Source organism: Vibrio sinus (genome assembly GCF_023634645.1).
Lineage (GTDB): Bacteria > Pseudomonadota > Gammaproteobacteria > Enterobacterales > Vibrionaceae > Vibrio > Vibrio sinus.
Map to the genome: position 1 here is coordinate 103248 of NZ_JAMKMR010000003.1, position 19071 is coordinate 122318.

13 protein-coding genes are annotated in these 19071 nt (G+C 42.8%); 9 read left to right on the forward strand and 4 right to left on the reverse strand.

Features of this window, described 5'->3' with window-relative positions; all coding sequences use genetic code 11:
- The first annotated feature begins 125 nt into the window (after positions 1 to 125).
- The 4 genes from M9194_RS04435 to M9194_RS04450 all read left to right on the forward strand — a co-directional run bounded on the left by M9194_RS04435 (position 126) and on the right by M9194_RS04450 (position 6153).
- Entirely contained in the window at positions 126 to 779 is a 654-nt protein-coding gene (locus tag M9194_RS04435; protein ID WP_250611338.1) for a response regulator transcription factor, read from the forward strand.
- Positions 780 to 782: 3 nt separating this feature from the next.
- Positions 783 to 2198 (forward strand): sensor histidine kinase, encoded by a 1416-nt coding sequence (locus tag M9194_RS04440; RefSeq protein WP_250611340.1) that lies wholly within the window; start codon positions 783 to 785, stop codon positions 2196 to 2198.
- Positions 2199 to 2436: 238 nt separating this feature from the next.
- A complete protein-coding gene (locus M9194_RS04445) occupies positions 2437 to 4995 on the forward strand; it encodes a hypothetical protein (protein WP_250611342.1) in 2559 nt (852 codons plus the stop codon).
- A gap of 363 nt (positions 4996 to 5358) precedes the next feature.
- Positions 5359 to 6153: a sulfite exporter TauE/SafE family protein gene (locus M9194_RS04450; RefSeq protein ID WP_250611344.1), complete on the forward strand. Its 795-nt coding sequence runs from the start codon at positions 5359 to 5361 to the stop codon at positions 6151 to 6153.
- 129 nt (positions 6154 to 6282) lie between these two features.
- Here the strand turns inward: M9194_RS04450 and exaC are convergent, their stop codons facing one another.
- The 4 genes from exaC to M9194_RS04470 form a co-directional block, all read right to left on the reverse strand.
- Positions 6283 to 7803, reverse strand: a complete 1521-nt coding sequence (gene exaC, locus M9194_RS04455) for an acetaldehyde dehydrogenase ExaC (protein ID WP_250611346.1) — start codon at positions 7801 to 7803, stop codon at positions 6283 to 6285.
- Positions 7804 to 7976: 173 nt separating this feature from the next.
- The gene (locus M9194_RS04460) at positions 7977 to 8909 is read right to left on the reverse strand and encodes an ABC transporter substrate-binding protein (protein WP_250611348.1); all 933 of its coding nucleotides are present in this window, start codon (positions 8907 to 8909) and stop codon (positions 7977 to 7979) included.
- A gap of 99 nt (positions 8910 to 9008) precedes the next feature.
- Complete coding sequence (locus tag M9194_RS04465) at positions 9009 to 10010, reverse strand: DUF2860 family protein (RefSeq protein WP_250611350.1); 1002 nt, start codon at positions 10008 to 10010, stop codon at positions 9009 to 9011.
- A gap of 15 nt (positions 10011 to 10025) precedes the next feature.
- On the reverse strand, positions 10026 to 10649 hold the full coding sequence (locus M9194_RS04470; protein WP_250611352.1) for a TetR family transcriptional regulator: 624 nt from the start codon (positions 10647 to 10649) through the stop codon (positions 10026 to 10028).
- 352 nt (positions 10650 to 11001) lie between these two features.
- Here M9194_RS04470 and M9194_RS04475 point away from each other — a divergent pair, with 352 nt between their 5' ends.
- From M9194_RS04475 to dbpA, 5 genes are all read left to right on the forward strand, one after another.
- A complete protein-coding gene (locus M9194_RS04475) occupies positions 11002 to 11706 on the forward strand; it encodes a substrate-binding periplasmic protein (protein WP_250611354.1) in 705 nt (234 codons plus the stop codon).
- A 177-nt stretch (positions 11707 to 11883) separates the two neighbouring features.
- On the forward strand, positions 11884 to 12816 hold the full coding sequence (locus M9194_RS04480) for an alpha/beta hydrolase (protein WP_250611356.1): 933 nt from the start codon (positions 11884 to 11886) through the stop codon (positions 12814 to 12816).
- Positions 12817 to 13174: 358 nt separating this feature from the next.
- Positions 13175 to 15895: a GH92 family glycosyl hydrolase gene (locus M9194_RS04485; RefSeq protein WP_250611358.1), complete on the forward strand. Its 2721-nt coding sequence runs from the start codon at positions 13175 to 13177 to the stop codon at positions 15893 to 15895.
- 315 nt (positions 15896 to 16210) lie between these two features.
- Positions 16211 to 17416, forward strand: a complete 1206-nt coding sequence (gene emrD / locus M9194_RS04490; protein ID WP_250611360.1) for a multidrug efflux MFS transporter EmrD — start codon at positions 16211 to 16213, stop codon at positions 17414 to 17416.
- Positions 17417 to 17671: 255 nt separating this feature from the next.
- A complete protein-coding gene (gene dbpA / locus M9194_RS04495) occupies positions 17672 to 19054 on the forward strand; it encodes an ATP-dependent RNA helicase DbpA (protein ID WP_250611362.1) in 1383 nt (460 codons plus the stop codon).
- Positions 19055 to 19071 lie beyond the last annotated feature (17 nt).

Here is a 19071-nt window from a genome sequence, read left to right on the forward strand (position 1 = left end):
AACCAAATTCAGTAAATAGAATGACAGGCTTGTTAGAATTATGAAAAAAACATCGAAATTAAGGGAAACTTAAGAAAATTTCGTTATATTCCGCTGCAACAGAAAAACAATAGAACATAGTATCAATGCGTATTTTAGTAGTGGAAGACGACATGATGTTGGGGGAAGCGATCCAAAGTTTCCTTGAGAAACAAGGTTATACTGTTGACTTAGTGAAGTCGGGTGAAAAAGCATTGAACATCATTGAGGTGATCGATTTTAGCTTAATTTTGCTTGATTTATGCTTACCTAACCTAAGTGGTGAGTCGGTGTTGAAAACCATTCGGTTGAATGGCAACCGTGTCCCTGTTCTTATCGTGAGCGCTAAGAGCAGCACAGCTGAATGCGTTAATGGGTTAGAGCTTGGAGCGGATGATTATATATATAAGCCATTTGATTTATCTATTTTGCTGGCAAGGGTTAGGGCGCTAATAAGACGCAGCACAGGAGCCGTAGGCGATGATGTGTCTGTTGGCAATGTGACCTTATCACTTGTTAGGCGAGAAACCTTGGTTAATGGTGTGCCGATTGATTTGACTCCGAATGAATTTAGTATTTTGCATTACTTAATTTTGAATGCCGGCAAAGTGTTGAGTAAGGAAAGAATTCTTAGCAACATGCATGGTTGGGATAAAGCTGCGGGCACCAATCTCATCGAAGTTCATATCCATAATTTACGCAAGAAACTGCCAGACAACATGATAAAAAATATACGTGGGGCTGGGTATACTATCCAATAACTCATGACTTCTTCAATTAAACATAAACTGGTTCTATCTTGGGCGGTATTGTTACTGCCTGCGGTGATTTCTATAGGATTGATTCTATACACTACCGTGCATGCTATTGTGAGAGATGTGGATAACGCACGCTTAAGGTCTCTCTATGCCGCGCTAGAGCAAGTGATACGCATTAACCCAAACTCTGGTGGTGATCTCAATGGACGATATAGTGAACGTTCTCTAAAAGCGTCCAAGCAAGCGACATACTTGCAATTGGAGTCAGTCAGTTCGAGCAAAAAATTTAGTTACGTTATTATCGATTACAATACCCATCAAGTTTGGCAGTCTCAGCATGCACCTCCTATTAGCAAGGTTGAAAAGCTATCGACTGGGTTTGCCAATTTTAAAACTGATGACAATAAATGGCATGGCATCACCATGTTTTTTCGATTCAAAGGAGAGAAGAAACCTGCGCGGTTTTGGTTTGGTGAAGATAAACATGTACGAAAAGCGCTGCGCAATAAAATGCTTGTTTCAGTGGTCATACCCTGTTTTATCGCGCTTATTCTTGTGCTTTTATTTGTGTGCTTTGTGACTAAGTTTATAACCAATCAGCTTCATCGCTTAGAGCAAGATATCAAAGAGACCAGCGGTGAGAATTTGTCTTCACTTAGGGCTCAAGATCATCCAGCAGAACTGTCGAGTTTGATCGCAAATATCAACGGAGTTTTTGGTCAGGTGCAAAGCCTTTGGCAGAAAGATAAAGCAGTGTCGCAAGATATTGTGCATGAGCTAAAAACACCGATATCGATTTTGAAAATCTATGTTCAACAAGCGCTGTCTTCTAATGGTGCCAGTTTAAATGAGTTGATTAAAATTGAACGTGTAGTATCGCGCTCTGAGAGAATGATTGAGCAAATATCAATACTACATAAGTTGTCGAAAAGCGCAGAGATTAAATCCGAGCAGCTGTATCAGCAATGTGATTTAAAAACTACCGTGGTTAATGTGATTGAAGAATTGTTACCTGTGGCATTGCAGAATGAGCAAGACGTTTCTTTAGACGCAGAAGGTGAGCATTATATAGTGATGGGAGATGAAATTCTTATTTTCTGCTTGTTTAAGAACTTAATTGACAATTGCATTCGTTATTCTGGATTGAACTCAAAGATTAAGATTCAATTAATAAAAGAGCAGCAAGGGATAAAAGCGGTGATCTCTGATAATGGGAAAGGTATGTCAGACGAAGATTTAGTGTGTGTCTTTGATCGATTTTACCGCAGCAAAGCCAGTCAGATGATGCATTCGGGGGCGGGGCTAGGTATGAATATTGCCAAAACTATCACAGAAGCGCATTTAGGTGAAATATCTGTCCAGCATCAACAAGTGGGCACAGGAGTTAAATTTACGGTATTTTTACCTTATTCTCAATCGTAATTGTCACTTCATTAAATTTTTAATGATCTCAAGTATATTAGTTTAATATTAAATGAACTAACCAGAACAGTTTTAATAACAATTTATTCTCAATATTCGGATTGCTTATTTATATAAGCTTTTCACGTATTTTTATAATAATTTTAAAGGTGAGTTAATAACGCGTATGGATAAGGTATGCGTAAAAAGCACGTGTAATTATAAATAACAATATTCTTGCAAATAAAGGAAACGCTCAATGCGAATAAAGTTAATATCCCTATCGATTGCTTCGTTAGTCGGGCTTACTTCATATGGGGCCTATGCAAATACAACGGAATCTTTACACTTTGTGAAGACACCTAGCTGTGATAGTAGCCAATATTATTGCACCTACCAAGCTAAGGTATCAGACATATCACCACTATCAGGTTATAAGGTCTCACTTGATGACTCTACAACCCAGACCTTGTCTGACCAAGGGCTATATTCTAATGGTGTGTGGACGAATTCGGATATGGTCGCTATCAGTGTACTGCCAAAGGCGGGTACGACGGCGAAAAGTTGGCCAGATTTGGATCTAAAAGTACAGTTTTCCCAAGGTGATGATCCTGACCCAGGCCCAGGTCCCACACCGCCACCCAAACCTTCTAGTGACAGCACGTACTTCACTTTGGATTTGCCTCAACTACCTAAGGATTCGGATTCCAAAGTCATTATCGTTCCAAAGGATGAAAATGGTGCAACCATAAAAGATGGCGCGGGCAATCCAATTGTCTTCAGCGCCACCCAGTCGAATCAGCAAGCCAGCTACTACATGTGTGCAGACTGGAATGCGAAAACGATAAGATTGCAGAACTCTTCTGAAGGGTGTGGCGCACTCACTTGGTTTAGCGCTATTAGCGCTAAACCAACCAATGTAAGTGTTCGTTTACTCTCGACGCAATCTGATGCCCAGCAAACAACGGTTGCCTTGTACGGAGAAGATCAGGGCGAGTTTGGTATAACGCTAGAAGTCGAGCCAATGGGCTCACAAGCCAACATTCAGCTTACGGCGAAGGATGATTCTTCAGACGGAGCGTTGAAAGACATCGCGTTCTACAATTTGCAGTATACGGATAAAGCATCCAATGCGTCGTTGGACTTTCCAGTCAGCTTTACGTTAAATCCTGAGCATATGTTAAATATCTCTGTGCCAAATAGTAACGAGGGCCAGTACAAGTTAACACAGGGTGTCGCCGTGACAGGATTTAGGGATGCTACAATTAATGACGATGTTATTAATGACTCTCACCTTGAACCTCGTACCATTACTTTTAAAAAGCACGTTGTGCCGCCTCAGGTAAATATCCAACATGGTTGGCCTGAGAACCGTATTGCGATGGGATCGGTGACAGACTTCAGCAATAACAAAACACTGGCTGAACGGACAAATGTCGATGCCATATTTAAATACGCGGACAACGATGGCGCTGGTGATCGTGGCATCGATCCTAAAACGGTATGGGTTCCGAGCAAAGTCGCGAATACCGCGACGGCTAAAACCGTGGCGTTAGCTCAGCAGTTGTCGCCAATCTATAATCACCCAGTTGTTCCTGTGTTAGTGGAATACACGGCTCAGTCTTCCGGTGGCTCTGATACGGGTAAAGATGACCTACTCAATGATCAAGACTTAAAGTTCCACTATGAGAACTTGTTGCTGATGGCTCGATACCTGCAAAACCACCCAGATCCTAAATTCAAACAAACATACGGCACGCTTGTGTTAAACCCTGACTTTCTAGGAGAAGTGTTTAAAGACCGAGGCTATGTAGGTATTCAGCCGCATGTTGCGGAGCAGCTAAAAGCCGCCATTGATGAGCTTCACAAGGCAAAAATGATTACTGATGCGGAATATCAGCAATACAGCAAGATCCCACAAGGCCTAGCGAGCTCTTCAGCCGATACCTTAACGGGTTTTGTACAATCCACCAACTGGCTGGTGAATACTGTCGCGCCTAGCGTTCCGTTTGGTTGGAGCCTGAATATTTGGGCTGGTGATACATCAGGACACGGCTGGGTGCATGATGCTTATAATGACCCGTCTTCGGTGATGCGCCACGTTGATAACTCAAGCAGTAGTCAATGCAATTTGTCTCAAAAAGGTGTGAACTACAACTGTGGTGAAGTGCCGTTCCTGCGCTCTGTTGGTGCTTACGGCAATGCTAACGCGAAGTTTAATCCGACCTTTATCGCCTTTGATAAATACGAACGTGATACTTTGCTCAGCAATGGTCCACTTAACCCATACTTATACAATGCCAATGATTGGTCTGTCTATGTCCAATATGTTGGTGCGGTAAGTCATAAGCTGAAAGATGTACCGGTCATGATGTTCCAAATTCCGGGCGGGCACATGATTGGCAAACATAACCAAGACGCAGCATATCCTGTACCACTAGATGGCGCGACTGCTGTGGATTATATCTTAGGTAATCCAGCACTGGCGAATCATACGACGAAAGATGGCATTGACTTGGGCGTACCATACCAGAAGGGCTTAAGTAGTAAACTGCCAGCAGCCTATCACTTCCCTGATGCTAACGCGACTTATATCGATTACCTATCGGCTATGCCGAAAGTGGCTTCTGCAGACAATTATTCAGCCACTAAAAAAGGCTACTATGACTGGGGACAGAATCATATCAACGATCTTCGTCGTGCCAATGTGTTCTCTATCTTATGGGGTGGTGGTAGCACCATGAGCATGGCGGGCCCAGGTTCCAATGATGATGGTGGCTATCTAAACGATTTGGTTGGTAAGTATAAGACACAATAAGATTTAGCCTCAAAAGGTCAACACGCCCTATTACATTTTAGCTAAGCCGAGTTAGTGGATACTCGGCTTTTTTAGTTATATCGAGGCGTGTAGATAAAGTTGGTTCAACTCCGTGCGGTGCAATAATTACTTGAGTTAATTACAAAGAAATGAGAGAGGAATGGGATAAATGTAAGCTGGAAAGATGTGCACATTTACAGCCCCAAAGCGATTTTATACATTGGCGCTCGGTTGGGCTTAAAAGTGTTATCACTCAGATAATGCTCCCAATTTCATCTTGCTTTCAACATACGTAAAACGGTGTATCTAAATCGTTTTTCGATTCTTTTCGTTAAAGAAATCTACTTGTCAGGTGTCATCATAGTGAATGATTTGATTATTGTTGCTGGAGTTGGTTTTTTGTCCGGCATTACCACAGTTGTTTTTGGTTTTGGTGGCGGGTTTATTGCGGTGCCTTTCGTTTACCATTTTATATTGTATACCGCTAATCTATCTCCAACGGAATCAATGATTATTGCCGTAGCGACATCCACTGCGGTGATGATCGTGAACACGGGGTATGCTTCCTATAAAAGTCATCACGGTCAATTGATAAAGAAAGAAATTATTTTCCCGCTGGTGATCTTTATTGGCTTAGGGGCGATATTTGGCGCTTATACATCAACGCTTCTTCATGGCGATAAACTAAGGTATGTATTTTTCGCTTATATTTTGTTCACTATCATTGATTGTGTATTTAGGCCTGGTTTTATCACAGAAGCAACAGATGCCAAGAAACTGAAAGTGAAGGAGTCTGCGACACTGGGCCCAATCATTGACTACATCGCAGCCATGTTAGGCGTGGGTGGAAGTGTTATGACGGTACCTTTATTAAGGCGCAAAGGATACGACATGAATGTGTGTGTCAGTTCTGCCAACCCGCTAGCCATGCCTGTGGCCATTGTCGGCACTATCATGTATGCCATTTTGGGCCACAGTCAGTCTTTTGGTGCTGACTATGTAGGTTATGTAAACATCCACATATTTTTAGCTTTAACGGTGTTCGGGTTTCTAGGAATTGTTGCATCCAAGAAATATTTGCCAAAAATAAAAGATTCAGTGCACGCCAAAGCCTATATTTGTCTGCTGTCCATCGTTTTGATTTCTATGATGGTATGAGGATAGATTCATGAAATTATTACCCTTATTTTGACGAGCTAATTGATATCCCGCAGCACGCTTAGCGGATCTCGATGAATAAAAAAGAAGGCGAACGGGTCGCCTTCATAATCGGTTGAAACCTTACTCTTAGAAGAACCCAAGTGGGTTGGTGTCGTAGCTAATCAGTAGGTTTTTGGTATTTTGGTAGTGATCTAGCATCATTTTGTGAGTTTCTCGACCGATGCCAGACTTTTTGTAGCCGCCGAATGCGGCGTGGGCTGGGTAGGTGTGGTAGCAATTGACCCAAACGCGTCCTGCTTCGATGTTTCGTCCCATACGATAAGCTAAGTTGCTGTCTCGGGTCCACACTCCCGCACCCAAGCCATATTCCGTATCGTTAGCAATGGCCAAGGCCTCTGCTTCATCTTTAAATGTGGTAATTGCAATGACAGGGCCGAAGATCTCTTCTTGGAAGACTCGCATTCTGTTATGGCCTTTTAACATCGTAGGTTGGATATAATATCCGTCATTCAAATCTCCAGACATTGATTCGACGTCGCCGCCCAGCAGTAGTTCAGCGCCTTCATTTTTGCCGATTTGGATGTAGCTGAGAATTTTGTCGTACTGCTCGTTGGACACTTGTGCGCCGACTTGCGTGTCTGTGTCCAGTGGGTTGCCTTGCTTGATCGTGTTAGCGCGAGCAATCACTTTTTCAATGAATTTGTCGTAGACGGACTCTTGAATCAATACTCTTGAAGGGCAGGTACAGACTTCGCCTTGGTTGAAAAATGCCAATAGAATGCCTTCAATGCATTTATCAAGGTATGAATCTTCGTGATCAAAGATGTCTTCAAAATAAATGTTAGGCGATTTGCCGCCAAGCTCGACTGTTGAAGGGATCATATTTTCAGCCGCGCATTTTAGGATATGTTGGCCTACTTCAGTTGAACCAGTAAATGCTAGCTTGGCGATGCGTGTGCTTGTTGCGAGCGCCTGGCCTGCTTCACTGCCGTAACCATTGACAATGTTGATGACACCAGGAGGAATAAGGTCTTCAATGATCTCCATTAAGACTAAAATCGAGGTAGGCGTTTGTTCTGCTGGTTTCAACACCACGCAGCAGCCTGCCGCTAATGCAGGAGCCAGTTTCCATGCCGCCATTAAGATTGGGAAATTCCATGGAATGATTTGGCCGACGACCCCAACAGGTTCAGGAAAATGATAGCTCGCTGTATTTTTGTCTAATTCGGCCGATGTTCCTTCTTGTGCTCGAATACAACCTGCAAAGTAACGGAAATGATCAATCGCTAAAGGGATGTCCGCTGCCATGGTTTCACGTATTGGTTTTCCATTTTCCCACGTTTCTGTCAGTGCTAGACGCTCTACGTTCTCTTCAAGGCGATCCGCGATCCTTAACAATAGCGTTGAGCGATCAATGACACTGGTGGTCGCCCATTTATCACGTGCTGTGTGCGCGGCATCCAGTGCTAAGTCAATATCACGTTGTGTTGAACGTGGCACTTGGCAGAAGGATTTGCCGTTCACCGGTGAGATGTTGTCGAAATATTCTCCATTGACAGGTGCAAGCCACTGACCACCAATAAAGTTGTTGTATCGTTCCTTAAAGGAAAATGCCGAGTCACTGGTGTTAGGTTGAGCGTAAATCATGGTATGTCCTTAAATTCGTGCGTTAAAATTAGTATGAAACTGGCTAAGGTATATAGGCAAAAAGCAACCACGAGAATACCGCCCCACATTATAGGCATCAAGGTTTATATTGGGCATAACATCTCAGAAATTGAAGAAAAAACTTATGTAAGTTCAGTGGGTTAGTAATAGGTTTATTGACAAGATTTATGTGATAGCCAAGTATTTATATTCGCTTGGTTTTGCTCAAGCCAAGCGCTTGCCGCATCGGCTAAAGAAAGGTTTTGATCGTCTACTAACATAGACGCTAAAGCGATTTGATGATTGTCTAGCGAGAATGAGCGTATAATATCAGCGGCACATTGGGATTTATCCGTTAAACGGTTTGAGATTGCCGTCTTTAGCCACCCTCCCACAGGGTTACCACAATCCCATTTAAACTTTGGGTTTACTCCCCATGATGGGTTGTCTTCGCATTTTTTGTCGTAAGCAGGGAATTCAACAAATTTACCTTTATATTTTGCTTCGACCCAATTTGGCGACCAATTGAAAATAAGAAGCGGACGATTTTCGGCTATGTATTGGCGAATTTTTTGGTTGATCTCGTCTCCACCTTTGAGCTGAACAACGTCAAACTCAAGCCCTAATGCTCTTATACGCGCACCATCAGGCTTCTCCCATGGGCCGGTATAATAAATGCCGCGTTGTTTTCCCTCGGCAAATACTTTGGGGCAACGCTTGAGTGCTGTCCAATCAGGCAGGCCTTCACACATCTGCTCAACATATTCGGGGTACCACCACTCTTCTCTGGTTTTAGCAAGGTGGGTCGCACCTTCCTGGACATGACCAGAGTGAATCAACTGAAGAAAACTCGTTGCCATGGTGCCTTCCCATACCTCGATTTGCACGTCTCCCTGACCGTGAGCAAGCTTGTACCATTGAGACGTGGCATCGGTATGCACATATTCAATCTCAATGTTTTTCTGCATAAGAAGCTCGCCTAAAACGCGGGTTAGCACTTGCTGGCTGCTCCAATCTAAGGAAAGTAGCTTCACAGGCTCATTACTAAGTGCGATTGGGCTGTTGGCTAAAAGCATACTGGTAATAATACATGCGGATAACTTCATACAGATCTAGTTACGGTGAAATTCAGTCTTACACTAAAGCTAGAAGATCAAACCGAAATAGCAACGTTTGGCGCTGGCGACTAACCTTAGGTGAATTGCCTAAAACGAGTAGGATACATCTAGTGTCATCAGAGATTCGCTGGCACTGTAAAACTCGATATTAGAGTTGGTTCTTTTGTAACCGACAAGCGTGTTGACCTTCACATGTTTTACGTCTAGTGGATGTTTCCATGAGAAGAATAACCATGTGTTGTAGAGGTTGTCTTTCTGGGTTTGGTTAAACACGGGGTTAACGGCATCGTACTTACGATGGCCAAGTACACCTATAAGACCAAAATCATAGTCTTTGTCTGAGTATCCAGCGATCATTCGGCCTCGGTATTCGTTAGAACTCATCGCATCGCCTTTCGCGATAGTGAGTGTGTCTGAAACCTCGGTCATAATATAGGTGTTTTTCCAAAATAGAGGCAGGGCAAATTCAACAGCACCATGGTGATAGTCGGCATTTCGGTTTAGTGAATCACGCTGAGACTGGAGCAGGTTTTGACTGTTTCCGCTGTTTTCCGTATCGAGTTTACGGGTACCAAATCGATATTTTAGTGACAAGGGTAATCCGTCGATGTTATCAAGCTGTACCTTGATTGCTTGCTCTTTTTCATCGGTTTTCTGTCTTGCTTGATTGGTTACAAATGGATCGGCCCAGGTTTGCTTTTGTGTTAGGCCTAGGTTCGGGACATAGGCAAGGGTTAAGACGGTGCTGTTGGAAAATTCACCTCGCCACCCTAGTTGAAAATCGTAGTTTTCTATTTCCATGTCACTAGGCATAAAGCCGATAAATGTCTGATTGGTTAAGTTAGAGCCAGTATACGTCACCGCGCCGTAAAAGTAGGGCTCAACATCATTGGTTCGTTTTCCTTTGGAGGTTAAGCTTGGCGTGATCGCATTGTCTGAATCGGTATTAAATTGAGACTGTTGATTTTGATTCATTGCACCAATACCGACGATGCCTTTGAATCCTGACTGTTCAGCCAACACTGCATGTGCGAAAGGGCTCAATGTGATCAACGATGCTGCCACAATTTGAAGATAAGATTTTTGCATATCAAATACCTGCTTTTACCTATTGGCTGAAAGGCCAGAGAAATAAATATCAAACAGTTGCCTGGCTTGTTCAGTCAAAACCTGCGCCTCTGGTGGTTGGACGACATACTTTTCTAATAGACCAACCAGATAACTATGGCAACCTAACGCGGCCAACTTTGGTTCAATTCCATGTTTTAGTTCTCCAAGCTGTTGAGCTCCCTCAAATAGGTGGGTGAGTAAATCAAGATCGTCTCGGCAGTCTTGTTCGTATCGTTCCCAGATAGGCTCAACTTCTTGATTACGCTCTAGCTTTTCGTACATCACTAAAAAGATTTGCCTTAAGTATGTGTCTTGAACAATCTTAATTAGCAGTTGTTGGCAAAGGTGATTTAGAAGCTCTAGAGGGGTTTTCTCGCTAGACTGGATCTGCTCATCTACAAAGCTTGCTAGCGGTGACATGATGTCATCATAGATGGCTTGTAACAGATCGATTTTATTTTTGAAATGCCAATATACTGCCCCCCGAGTCACTTGAGCTGCTTCACCAATTTCGGCTAATGAACTTCTAGATACCCCCTTGTCTGAGAAAACGTTTAACCCAGCTAACATGATGTTCTTTCGCGTTTTCTCAGCTTCTTGTTTGGTTTTCTTTGCCATGCATTGCCTACTCATTTATCGGGAAATTTGGGGAAGGGGTTATTCCTTCGACCTAGTTCGAAATTAATCATACATACATGTATGTATATTTACAAATAAAAAAGATCAATTTATGATCAAATTATGAGGATTTGGTTTGAACTGACATGTGCCCTAGTCGCTTTTTGTCTCGGCTATTCGGTGGGTATCCTATACTTATTGAGCAAGGAGAGGCGGTTTAATTCGCCATTAGCATGATTGCTTTCGAGAGATAAATGAACATGTTTGATAACCGGAAAAACAAGGGTAGCAACCAATGACAAGGATGATTAGGTTTATCATTTTTTCATTCATTGCATTGAGTGGTAGCGCTATGGCAAGTAATAGTTGTGTGCTGACCATGGGGTGGGACCACTGGCCTCCCTTTATGTATCAAGATGATAGTAAAAACATGACAGGAACGCATATTGAGCTTATCAGGGAAGTGGTGACAACTATGGGTTGTGAAATTCAATTTAAAGAGCTTCCTTGGAAACGATCATTGTTAGAACTAAGGAAGGGCAATATTGATTTAGTGGGTGGCGCTTCATGGACGCAAGAGCGAAGCGTTTGGGCGCATTACACCGATCCTTATGTAAATAATCAAATCTCCTTATTTGTATTGCGTAGTGAGCTTGACAAACTTGGTGATATCAATTCCTTGCAAGATATCAGAAACTCTCGTTTTCAACTTGGTATGTTGAGAGGGGCATATCACGGACCTGAGCTAGAGAAAATGTTAGAGGATCCTGAGTTTATGAGCCATGTTCAAATTGCAAATACGGAAACCCTGAATGTTAAAAAACTAGTTCTAAAACGCATCGATGGTTTTTTTATGGCTCGTGAAGCAGGGGAAGCGCTATTACGCTCGCTGAATATGCAAGATGAAATTATGGTTCATCCGTATACGCTGATGGTGGATAAGCACTATGTCATGATGAGTAAGAACTCTGTGCCTCTTGAGCTGGTGGAAAAATTTAATGCTAGCCTTAATCAACTAAAAGAAAGTGGACGTTATTCCGAGATTTTTAGTCAATAGGTAATGGTCTCTGCTTTGAGTATATAAAACATCATACGCAATGTTATTTTTCATTGTTTTTACAATACTTAATACCCATTAAGGTAATTGGAGGCTTGGGTATAAGTATATTCGGGCTCATTTTACTCCACTCCTGAGCCTTTCAAATCTCGCCTTAACTTATAAGAAGGATACGCCATGCTTGAAGTTCCATCTGATATCCAAAAAATGATTGATCAAATTCCTGACTTGAAAGCTAAGTTCGAAAAAGCTTCGGATGAAGAAAAGGCATTAATGATCAGTAAAATGACCGATGTCCCAAAGCAAGTTTGGGTTAACCCACACAATCATGTCTTGGAGAACCTTAAACACGGTCAATATGAAAGTCAGCTAATGCAAACGGACATAGGATTTAGTCTTTATCTGCCACCAGATTACGAACACAATGGAAATAAGCGCTATCCCGTGGTCTATTTTCTTCATGGCCAAGGTTGCAACGAGTCCTCCCACCTTGATGTGGCAGAACACTATGATAGTTACCTGAAAAATGGATTGGTGGATCCTGCCATACTGGTTTTTGTAAACGGCGGTATTGGGACCATGTTTACTGATTTTTACGATAACAGCCTTCCAGTTGAATCCAGTTTTTTGAACGAGCTTATTCCATATATTGATGAGCATTATCGCACCATCTCGGACAGAGGTGGCAGAAAGCTGTTTGGTTTCTCGATGGGAGGGTTTGGAGCGATGAAGATTGCCTTTAAGTACCCTGACCGTTTTTCTTCGGTGCTCACCTATGGCGCAGCACTACATAGTTTAGATAGTTTTAAAAAGAGCTGGTTTAGAAATTATCAGTTTGTATTTGGTGAGAAGGAAGACTACTTCAATTTAAACTGTCCTTCAGTAGTGGCGAGTGAATATAGTAAAAACCCGATCCGCCAATATCCTTTACAAATAAAATTAGTTGTTGGTGATAATGATTTAACGTATGAATATCACCGGGATTTAGTGGCTATTCTTATCGATAATAAAGCTCCATTTGAGTATGTCAGTGTCGAAGGGCCTAGTCACCATCTTGATGATTACTTCTCGGTGCGACATCATGCTGATTTACAGGGCTTGGTGTCTTAAGATTGTAGCAGACGCCTGTTAACAATGGGCGTTTTAATCGTATGACATTATTGAACGCATTTAACCCACCTGACTAGATGATTTATCATACAGTGATAGATACCGCATTTTATTTTGTAGGTTACAGAAATCCAGAAAATAACACGTTTCTCTAGTTTTATTGCGCCAATAGTCTGTGAATAATAGGATCTGGTTTCGATTGACGCTAAGTTTATATACCTAGATTTGTATGTATTAATTATATTAAATCGGTAAGAGTTTACATAAATAGCTAGCATCAAAAATCATCTAACCCTACTGCTATTGTCTTTATTCTTTAATAGCAAAATTATTAAAATAAAATGGATTTATTTAAAGTATGAATACGAAGTTAACAACGATTGCGGCTGTCATCTCATTAAGTTTATCAAATATTGCCTTTGCAGATTCAACGGATAATTTAGCACAATTTGTGAACCCCATGATTGGGACCGACTCGCATGGTGATTTTTCTCACGGTAATAAAATCCCTTATGTTGCGTCGCCTATGCCAATGACCTTATGGGCTCCTCAGATGAATGACGGGAGTTGGTACTATGCTTATTCTCATTGCTCGGACAAAGAGCGCTCTTGCAGTGATAGCAGTGTTATTGATCCTATTACTGGGTTCAGGCAGTCTCACTTGCCCAGTCCTTGGATTGGAGACTATGGGCATTTTAGTTTGATGCCCGTGCCCGTAACTACTGAAATTGGGATCGGAAGTGCACCTACAGATTCAGCGATTAAGAGTGCAGCCGTTGGTAAATTTAAACATGAAAATGAAACGGCGCATCCGTATGAATATTCGGTGACCTTTGAGAATGGTATTAAAACTCAACTCACTTCTACCCGCCGTACCGGCTACTTGCGTTTTATTTCAAATGAATCGACGTCGAGGGTAGTGTTAGATCTTCAAGGAGGTGGTAATTATATCCAGTGGGATTCAAAAGAGGATCAATTCTCTGGTTATACAAGCAACGGGACAGGTGGTTTACCTTCTAGTTTTAAAGCCTTTTATAACATGCAATTTTTTACTGATGATGGGCTAAAACGCATTCAGCCATCCAGTATCGAAGTGTGGGACGGATACAGCAAAGTCACACCAAGTGAAGTAGGCGATATCAGTAGCGCCAGTGCATCTCATTTATATATTGTGTTTAATTTTGCAGCGAAAGATGTGTCAGCAGTGGTTGGTAACTCCTATACCAGCTCAGAGCAAGCCAGATTCAATGCTGAAAATGAACTCGGCACTCAAGCGCTAGTCAATAAACAAGCATGGCGACCGCTGACATTTGAAAAGGCGGTAAGCCGAAATAAAGCGTTATGGAATAAATACCTATCAAGAATCAAAATACAATCTGATAACGTCTCGCAATCGACTTTTAATGAAGAACGTGCGGTGTTTTACACCGGATTATATCGAACCCTAATCAATCCTCATGCGTGGTTTGAGTGTTCTCAGTACAGCTCAGATGGCCAATGTAATACACAAGGGCAGCTGCAAGCGGATGGGAGTACCAAGTATAGCTATATTTTCCATCGCAGCCCCTATGTTGCGTATTCCGATGACTTGGACGGTAAACCCAAAGTTTACAACGGCTATATGTTTACCGATGAAGGTACATGGGATGTATACAGAACCAAGTATCCATTTTATAGTTTGGTCTATCCAGACGTTGAGTCGAAGTTAATCCAAGGTATGCTCAATGTCTATAAAGAAGGCGGATGGCTATCTCAATGGTCCAGCCCCGGGTATCGAGATTCGATGACGGGCACGCATAGTGACTGTGTGATTGCTGATGCGTACTTGCGCGGTGTACGTAATTACGACGTCGATACGGCCTTTGAAGCGATTTTAAAAAATGCGACCGTGAAGCCGGATTCAGCAACGTGCAATAACGGCCGAGAATGTGGCCGGACAGATTTTGATGAACTCGCACAGTATGGGTATATTCCAGGTAACTCCAGTGGCTCCGAAGCGACTGGGAACAGTCTAGATTATGCGTACGACAATAATTGTATTGCCAATATGGCTGAAGCACTGTCGCAGACAGCGAGCACAGAAAAAGCGAAGTTAAACTATCTATCCACCGCTCAGACGATGAGAGAACAATCGCGAACCATCACCAACAATTTGTTTGATCCAGATACTGAGATGGGCGTGACAAAACCGGATGGTGAAAAGGGGACGTTGAAAGGTTTCTTCCATACCAAAGAGGCATCTGGTGATTGGTATACGTTAAGGTCTTATCAAAACGATTTATCTGGCTTGTATGTCTGGCGTAATGGCTATAACGAAGGAAGTGCGTGGCAGTTTATGTTCTACATGCAATATGATGTACCTGCACTGGCGCAGATGTTTGCAAACGCTAACGATATGTCCAGCACTCCTAAATTGGCGCTTGAGCAGCAACTCGACAAAATGTTTACCAGCACGTCTCAATACGATGCCAGTGCCTATGGGTATATTCACGAAGCGGAAGAAATGACCTATATCGGGTTGGGGCAATTTGGTTTTAATGATCAACCTTCATGGGGGTATGTGTATGAGTATAATTACACTGACGCGCCATGGAAAACACAGTGTATTGTGCGAGACATGATGGACCCGAATCGGGCACTGACATACAAGAATTACCAATGTTTCGGTGATGTGCCTGCTGGCACCGACCCTGACAAAAATGTTTCGGCATTGTTTGCTAATCGTCAAGATGGGTTGAGCGGCGATGAAGATAACGGCTCCATGTCCGCTTGGTACATCAATAGTGCCATGGGTTTTCATCCATTGCCGGGCTCAGATCGACTAGAGTTTGGTAGTCCGTTGTTTAGTAAAATGGAAATCACCATACCAGCCTATGGTAGTCAAAAAGCGAAGAGCTTGACCATCTCCGCCCCAAATAACAGTGACAATAATATTTATGTCACAAGTATTTCTTTAAACGGTAAAACGCTCACGGATTTGGCCAGTAATCACTACGGTATCAATCAGAGCGAACTGTTTAACGGGACAGATAATGCAACCCTAGTTTTTACTATGGCTAGCGAGCCTAAAGTTAACTAATTCAACCTATTAATGACTAAAGGAGCCACTGTTCTCTAACTGGCTCCTTTCTTCATTTATAGGGCTTGTCGAAGCTGAAGTGAACAAACTTGCACAAGCCACTAATACCTAGTGTTAAGCCAGCATTTACCCTACCCATTAGTTTTTTTTATCCATATGATAGAAATTTATCAGCAATTTAACAGTGGTTATGTATTGAACTAAACCTCAACAATGTCTAATATCGTCGCGTTTCAAGCGTAATGGCATATTTTAGTATGCATTAGTTTAAGTATATGAAAAGGTCGATAATTCCTTAAAATGTGGAGATAAAATGTGACAAAAAGCCTCTCTCTAGCGAAGCTAACATTTCTTATCGCTATTCTCACCTCTGTTGGACAGATGACGCAGACAATGTATGTGCCTTCAATTGCGTCTATGGCCAAAGAACTGCTAGTAGAACCATCAGCATTGCAAGCTGTGATGGCGTTCTTTCTTATTCCTTATGGCTTTTCTCAATTAATTTATGGACCAGTGTCGGATCGTATTGGCAGAAAGCCGATCATTGTCGCTGGGCTAGTTATCTACATCTTAGGAACGCTGCTGTCTCTATTTTCACGTGAGTACAGCTGGTTCCTGATTGGTAGTTTTATCCAAGGCTTGGGTATTGGCTGCGGTGGTGTCATGTGCCGTACGTTACCAAGGGATTGCTTTTCAGGGCCGGATCTACACCGTGTGAACAGCCTAATCAGCATGTGTGTGATCTTTTCACCCTTAATTGCACCTTTATTAGGTGGCTATTTATCTGATACTTTTGGTTGGCGCTCAAGTTACTTGTTTTTAACAATTTTCAGTATTGGTGTGGTGCTTGCCATGATGACCAATATGATAGAAACGCTGCCAGTGGAGCGCAGAAAACCAGAATCTGTGTACACCAGTTATAAAACCGTGTTATCGGAAAAACGCTTCCAAGGTTACCTAATTTGCTTGGTGGCAACGTTTTCAGGTGTTGCGGTATTTGAAGCAGCATCTGGTGTGCTGTTCGGTGGTGTATTGCACTATTCTGCAACGGCTGTGAGTTTGCTTTTTGTTGTGCCAATTCCTGGATATCTAATTGGTGCCAGCATATGCAGCAAAATCGCTCAGCGCTTTGGTAATAATGCGGCACTATATGTGGGTCTTGGCGCGATTATCGCTGGGGCGCTAGTTATCTTGATCCCTGGCATTATGGGTGAGACCAATGCTCCAACGTTGGTATCTGGCGCGGTGCTTTATTTCTTTGGCGGTGGCATTTTGTACCCAGCAGCAACGACAGGGGCAATCTCGCCTTTCCCAAGACATGCGGGAACAGCAGGCGCCATGCTAGGTGGTATGCAAAACCTCGGTGCAGGACTTGTGGCATTAATCGCCTCGTTATTGCCAGCAGATAACCAAATGCCAGTGGGCGCGATAATGTTAGCTATGGCGCTACTCGCTGCGTTCGGCATTTGGCGCTCTACGGGCGATGCGGACTCTCCAAGCGATGAGCCAGCGTTGGCATAGCGACGTTAACTGAAATCAGCTTGTAAATTTTCGGCGGGCCTACTTATGGCCCGCTTTTCTTTATCTACAATCACATCACTGGATAAATTCTGTGTACGCTTATTGCTGCCGACCTATGTGATTCTCTAAATTGCAGATAGTGCTAGCGATGGGTGTGAGCGAACCACAAACAAGTATTTAGTGGCAACTTATCCATAATTAAGGATAATGCACCCAATTTCTCAAATGTTCTCTCTAACGTAAAGGCTCAAATAAGTGACCATACCATTTTCAACTTTAAACTTAAAAAAAGAACTGCTCGCAACCTTAGATAGCTTAGGCTACTCGACGATGACGGCGATTCAGCAGCATAGTTTGCCTTTAATATTAGAGGGAAAAGATGTCATAGGGCAGGGTAAAACTGGCTCGGGAAAGACGGCAGCGTTTAGTCTTGGCGTTTTATCGAATTTGAATGTTAAACGTTTTAGAGTTCAGTCGCTGGTTTTATGCCCTACACGTGAGCTCGCAGACCAAGTTGCTAAAGAGGTAAGAACGTTAGCCAGAGGGATACATAATATTAAAGTACTGACTTTGTGTGGTGGCATGCCAATGGGGCCGCAAATCGGTTCCTTGGAGCATGGGGCTCATATTATTGTGGGTACGCCAGGCCGTATTCTCGACCATTTATCTAAAGGTCGAATCAACTTGTCAGAGCTCAATACACTCGTGTTGGACGAAGCGGACCGGATGCTCGAAATGGGCTTTCAAGAAGCACTAGACCGCATCCTAGAGCAAGCTCCCACTAATAGACAGACATTACTATTTAGTGCAACTTTCCCAAAACAGATAGAAGCCATTGCGCAGCGGGTGATGGTTCAGCCTAAACTGGTCAAGGTTGAATCAACGCCTACGGTTAAAAATATTGCCCAGTCGTTTTATAAAGTCGGCTCGGCTGAGGAGCGAGACAATGCTTTGGAAACGATACTGTTGTCCAAGCAGCCTGAATCGTCGGTGGTATTTTGCAACACTAAGAATGAAGTGAAAAATGTGTGCGATGAATTATATCATCGTGGATTTAGTGCAATTGAACTTCATGGTGACATGGAACAGAGAGAACGAGATCAAGCGTTGGTGATGTTTGCCAATAAGAGCGCTTCAATTCTGGTGGCGACGGATGTAGCGGCTAGGGGGCTGGACGTAGACAACCTTGATGCGGTATTCAATTTTGAATTGTCACGAGATCCAGAAGTTCACGTCCATCGTATCGGCCGCACTGGGCGCGCCGGGAACAAAGGCGCGGCGTATAGTTTTTATTCAGATAAAGATGGCTACAAGGTGGCGCTGATTGAAGAGTATATGGATATCGAGATCAATGGTTCAGATTTACCTCAACTCTCTGGTGATCAAAAACCGATGCAAGCTCCAATGACAACTATCCAGATAAATGGCGGTAAAAAACATAAAGTAAGGGCAGGTGATATCTTGGGTTCATTAACCAAAGAGGGTGGCATTGACGGCAAACTTATCGGCAAAATTAACCTGTACGCCATGAGCTCTTACGTTGCTGTTGCCAAGAAAGCTTCGAATAAAGCATTGAAGCAGCTGCAAAATGGAAAGCTAAAAGGAAAGCAGTTTAGAGCTCGAATCATTAAGCCGTAGCTGGGTACAACCGTTCG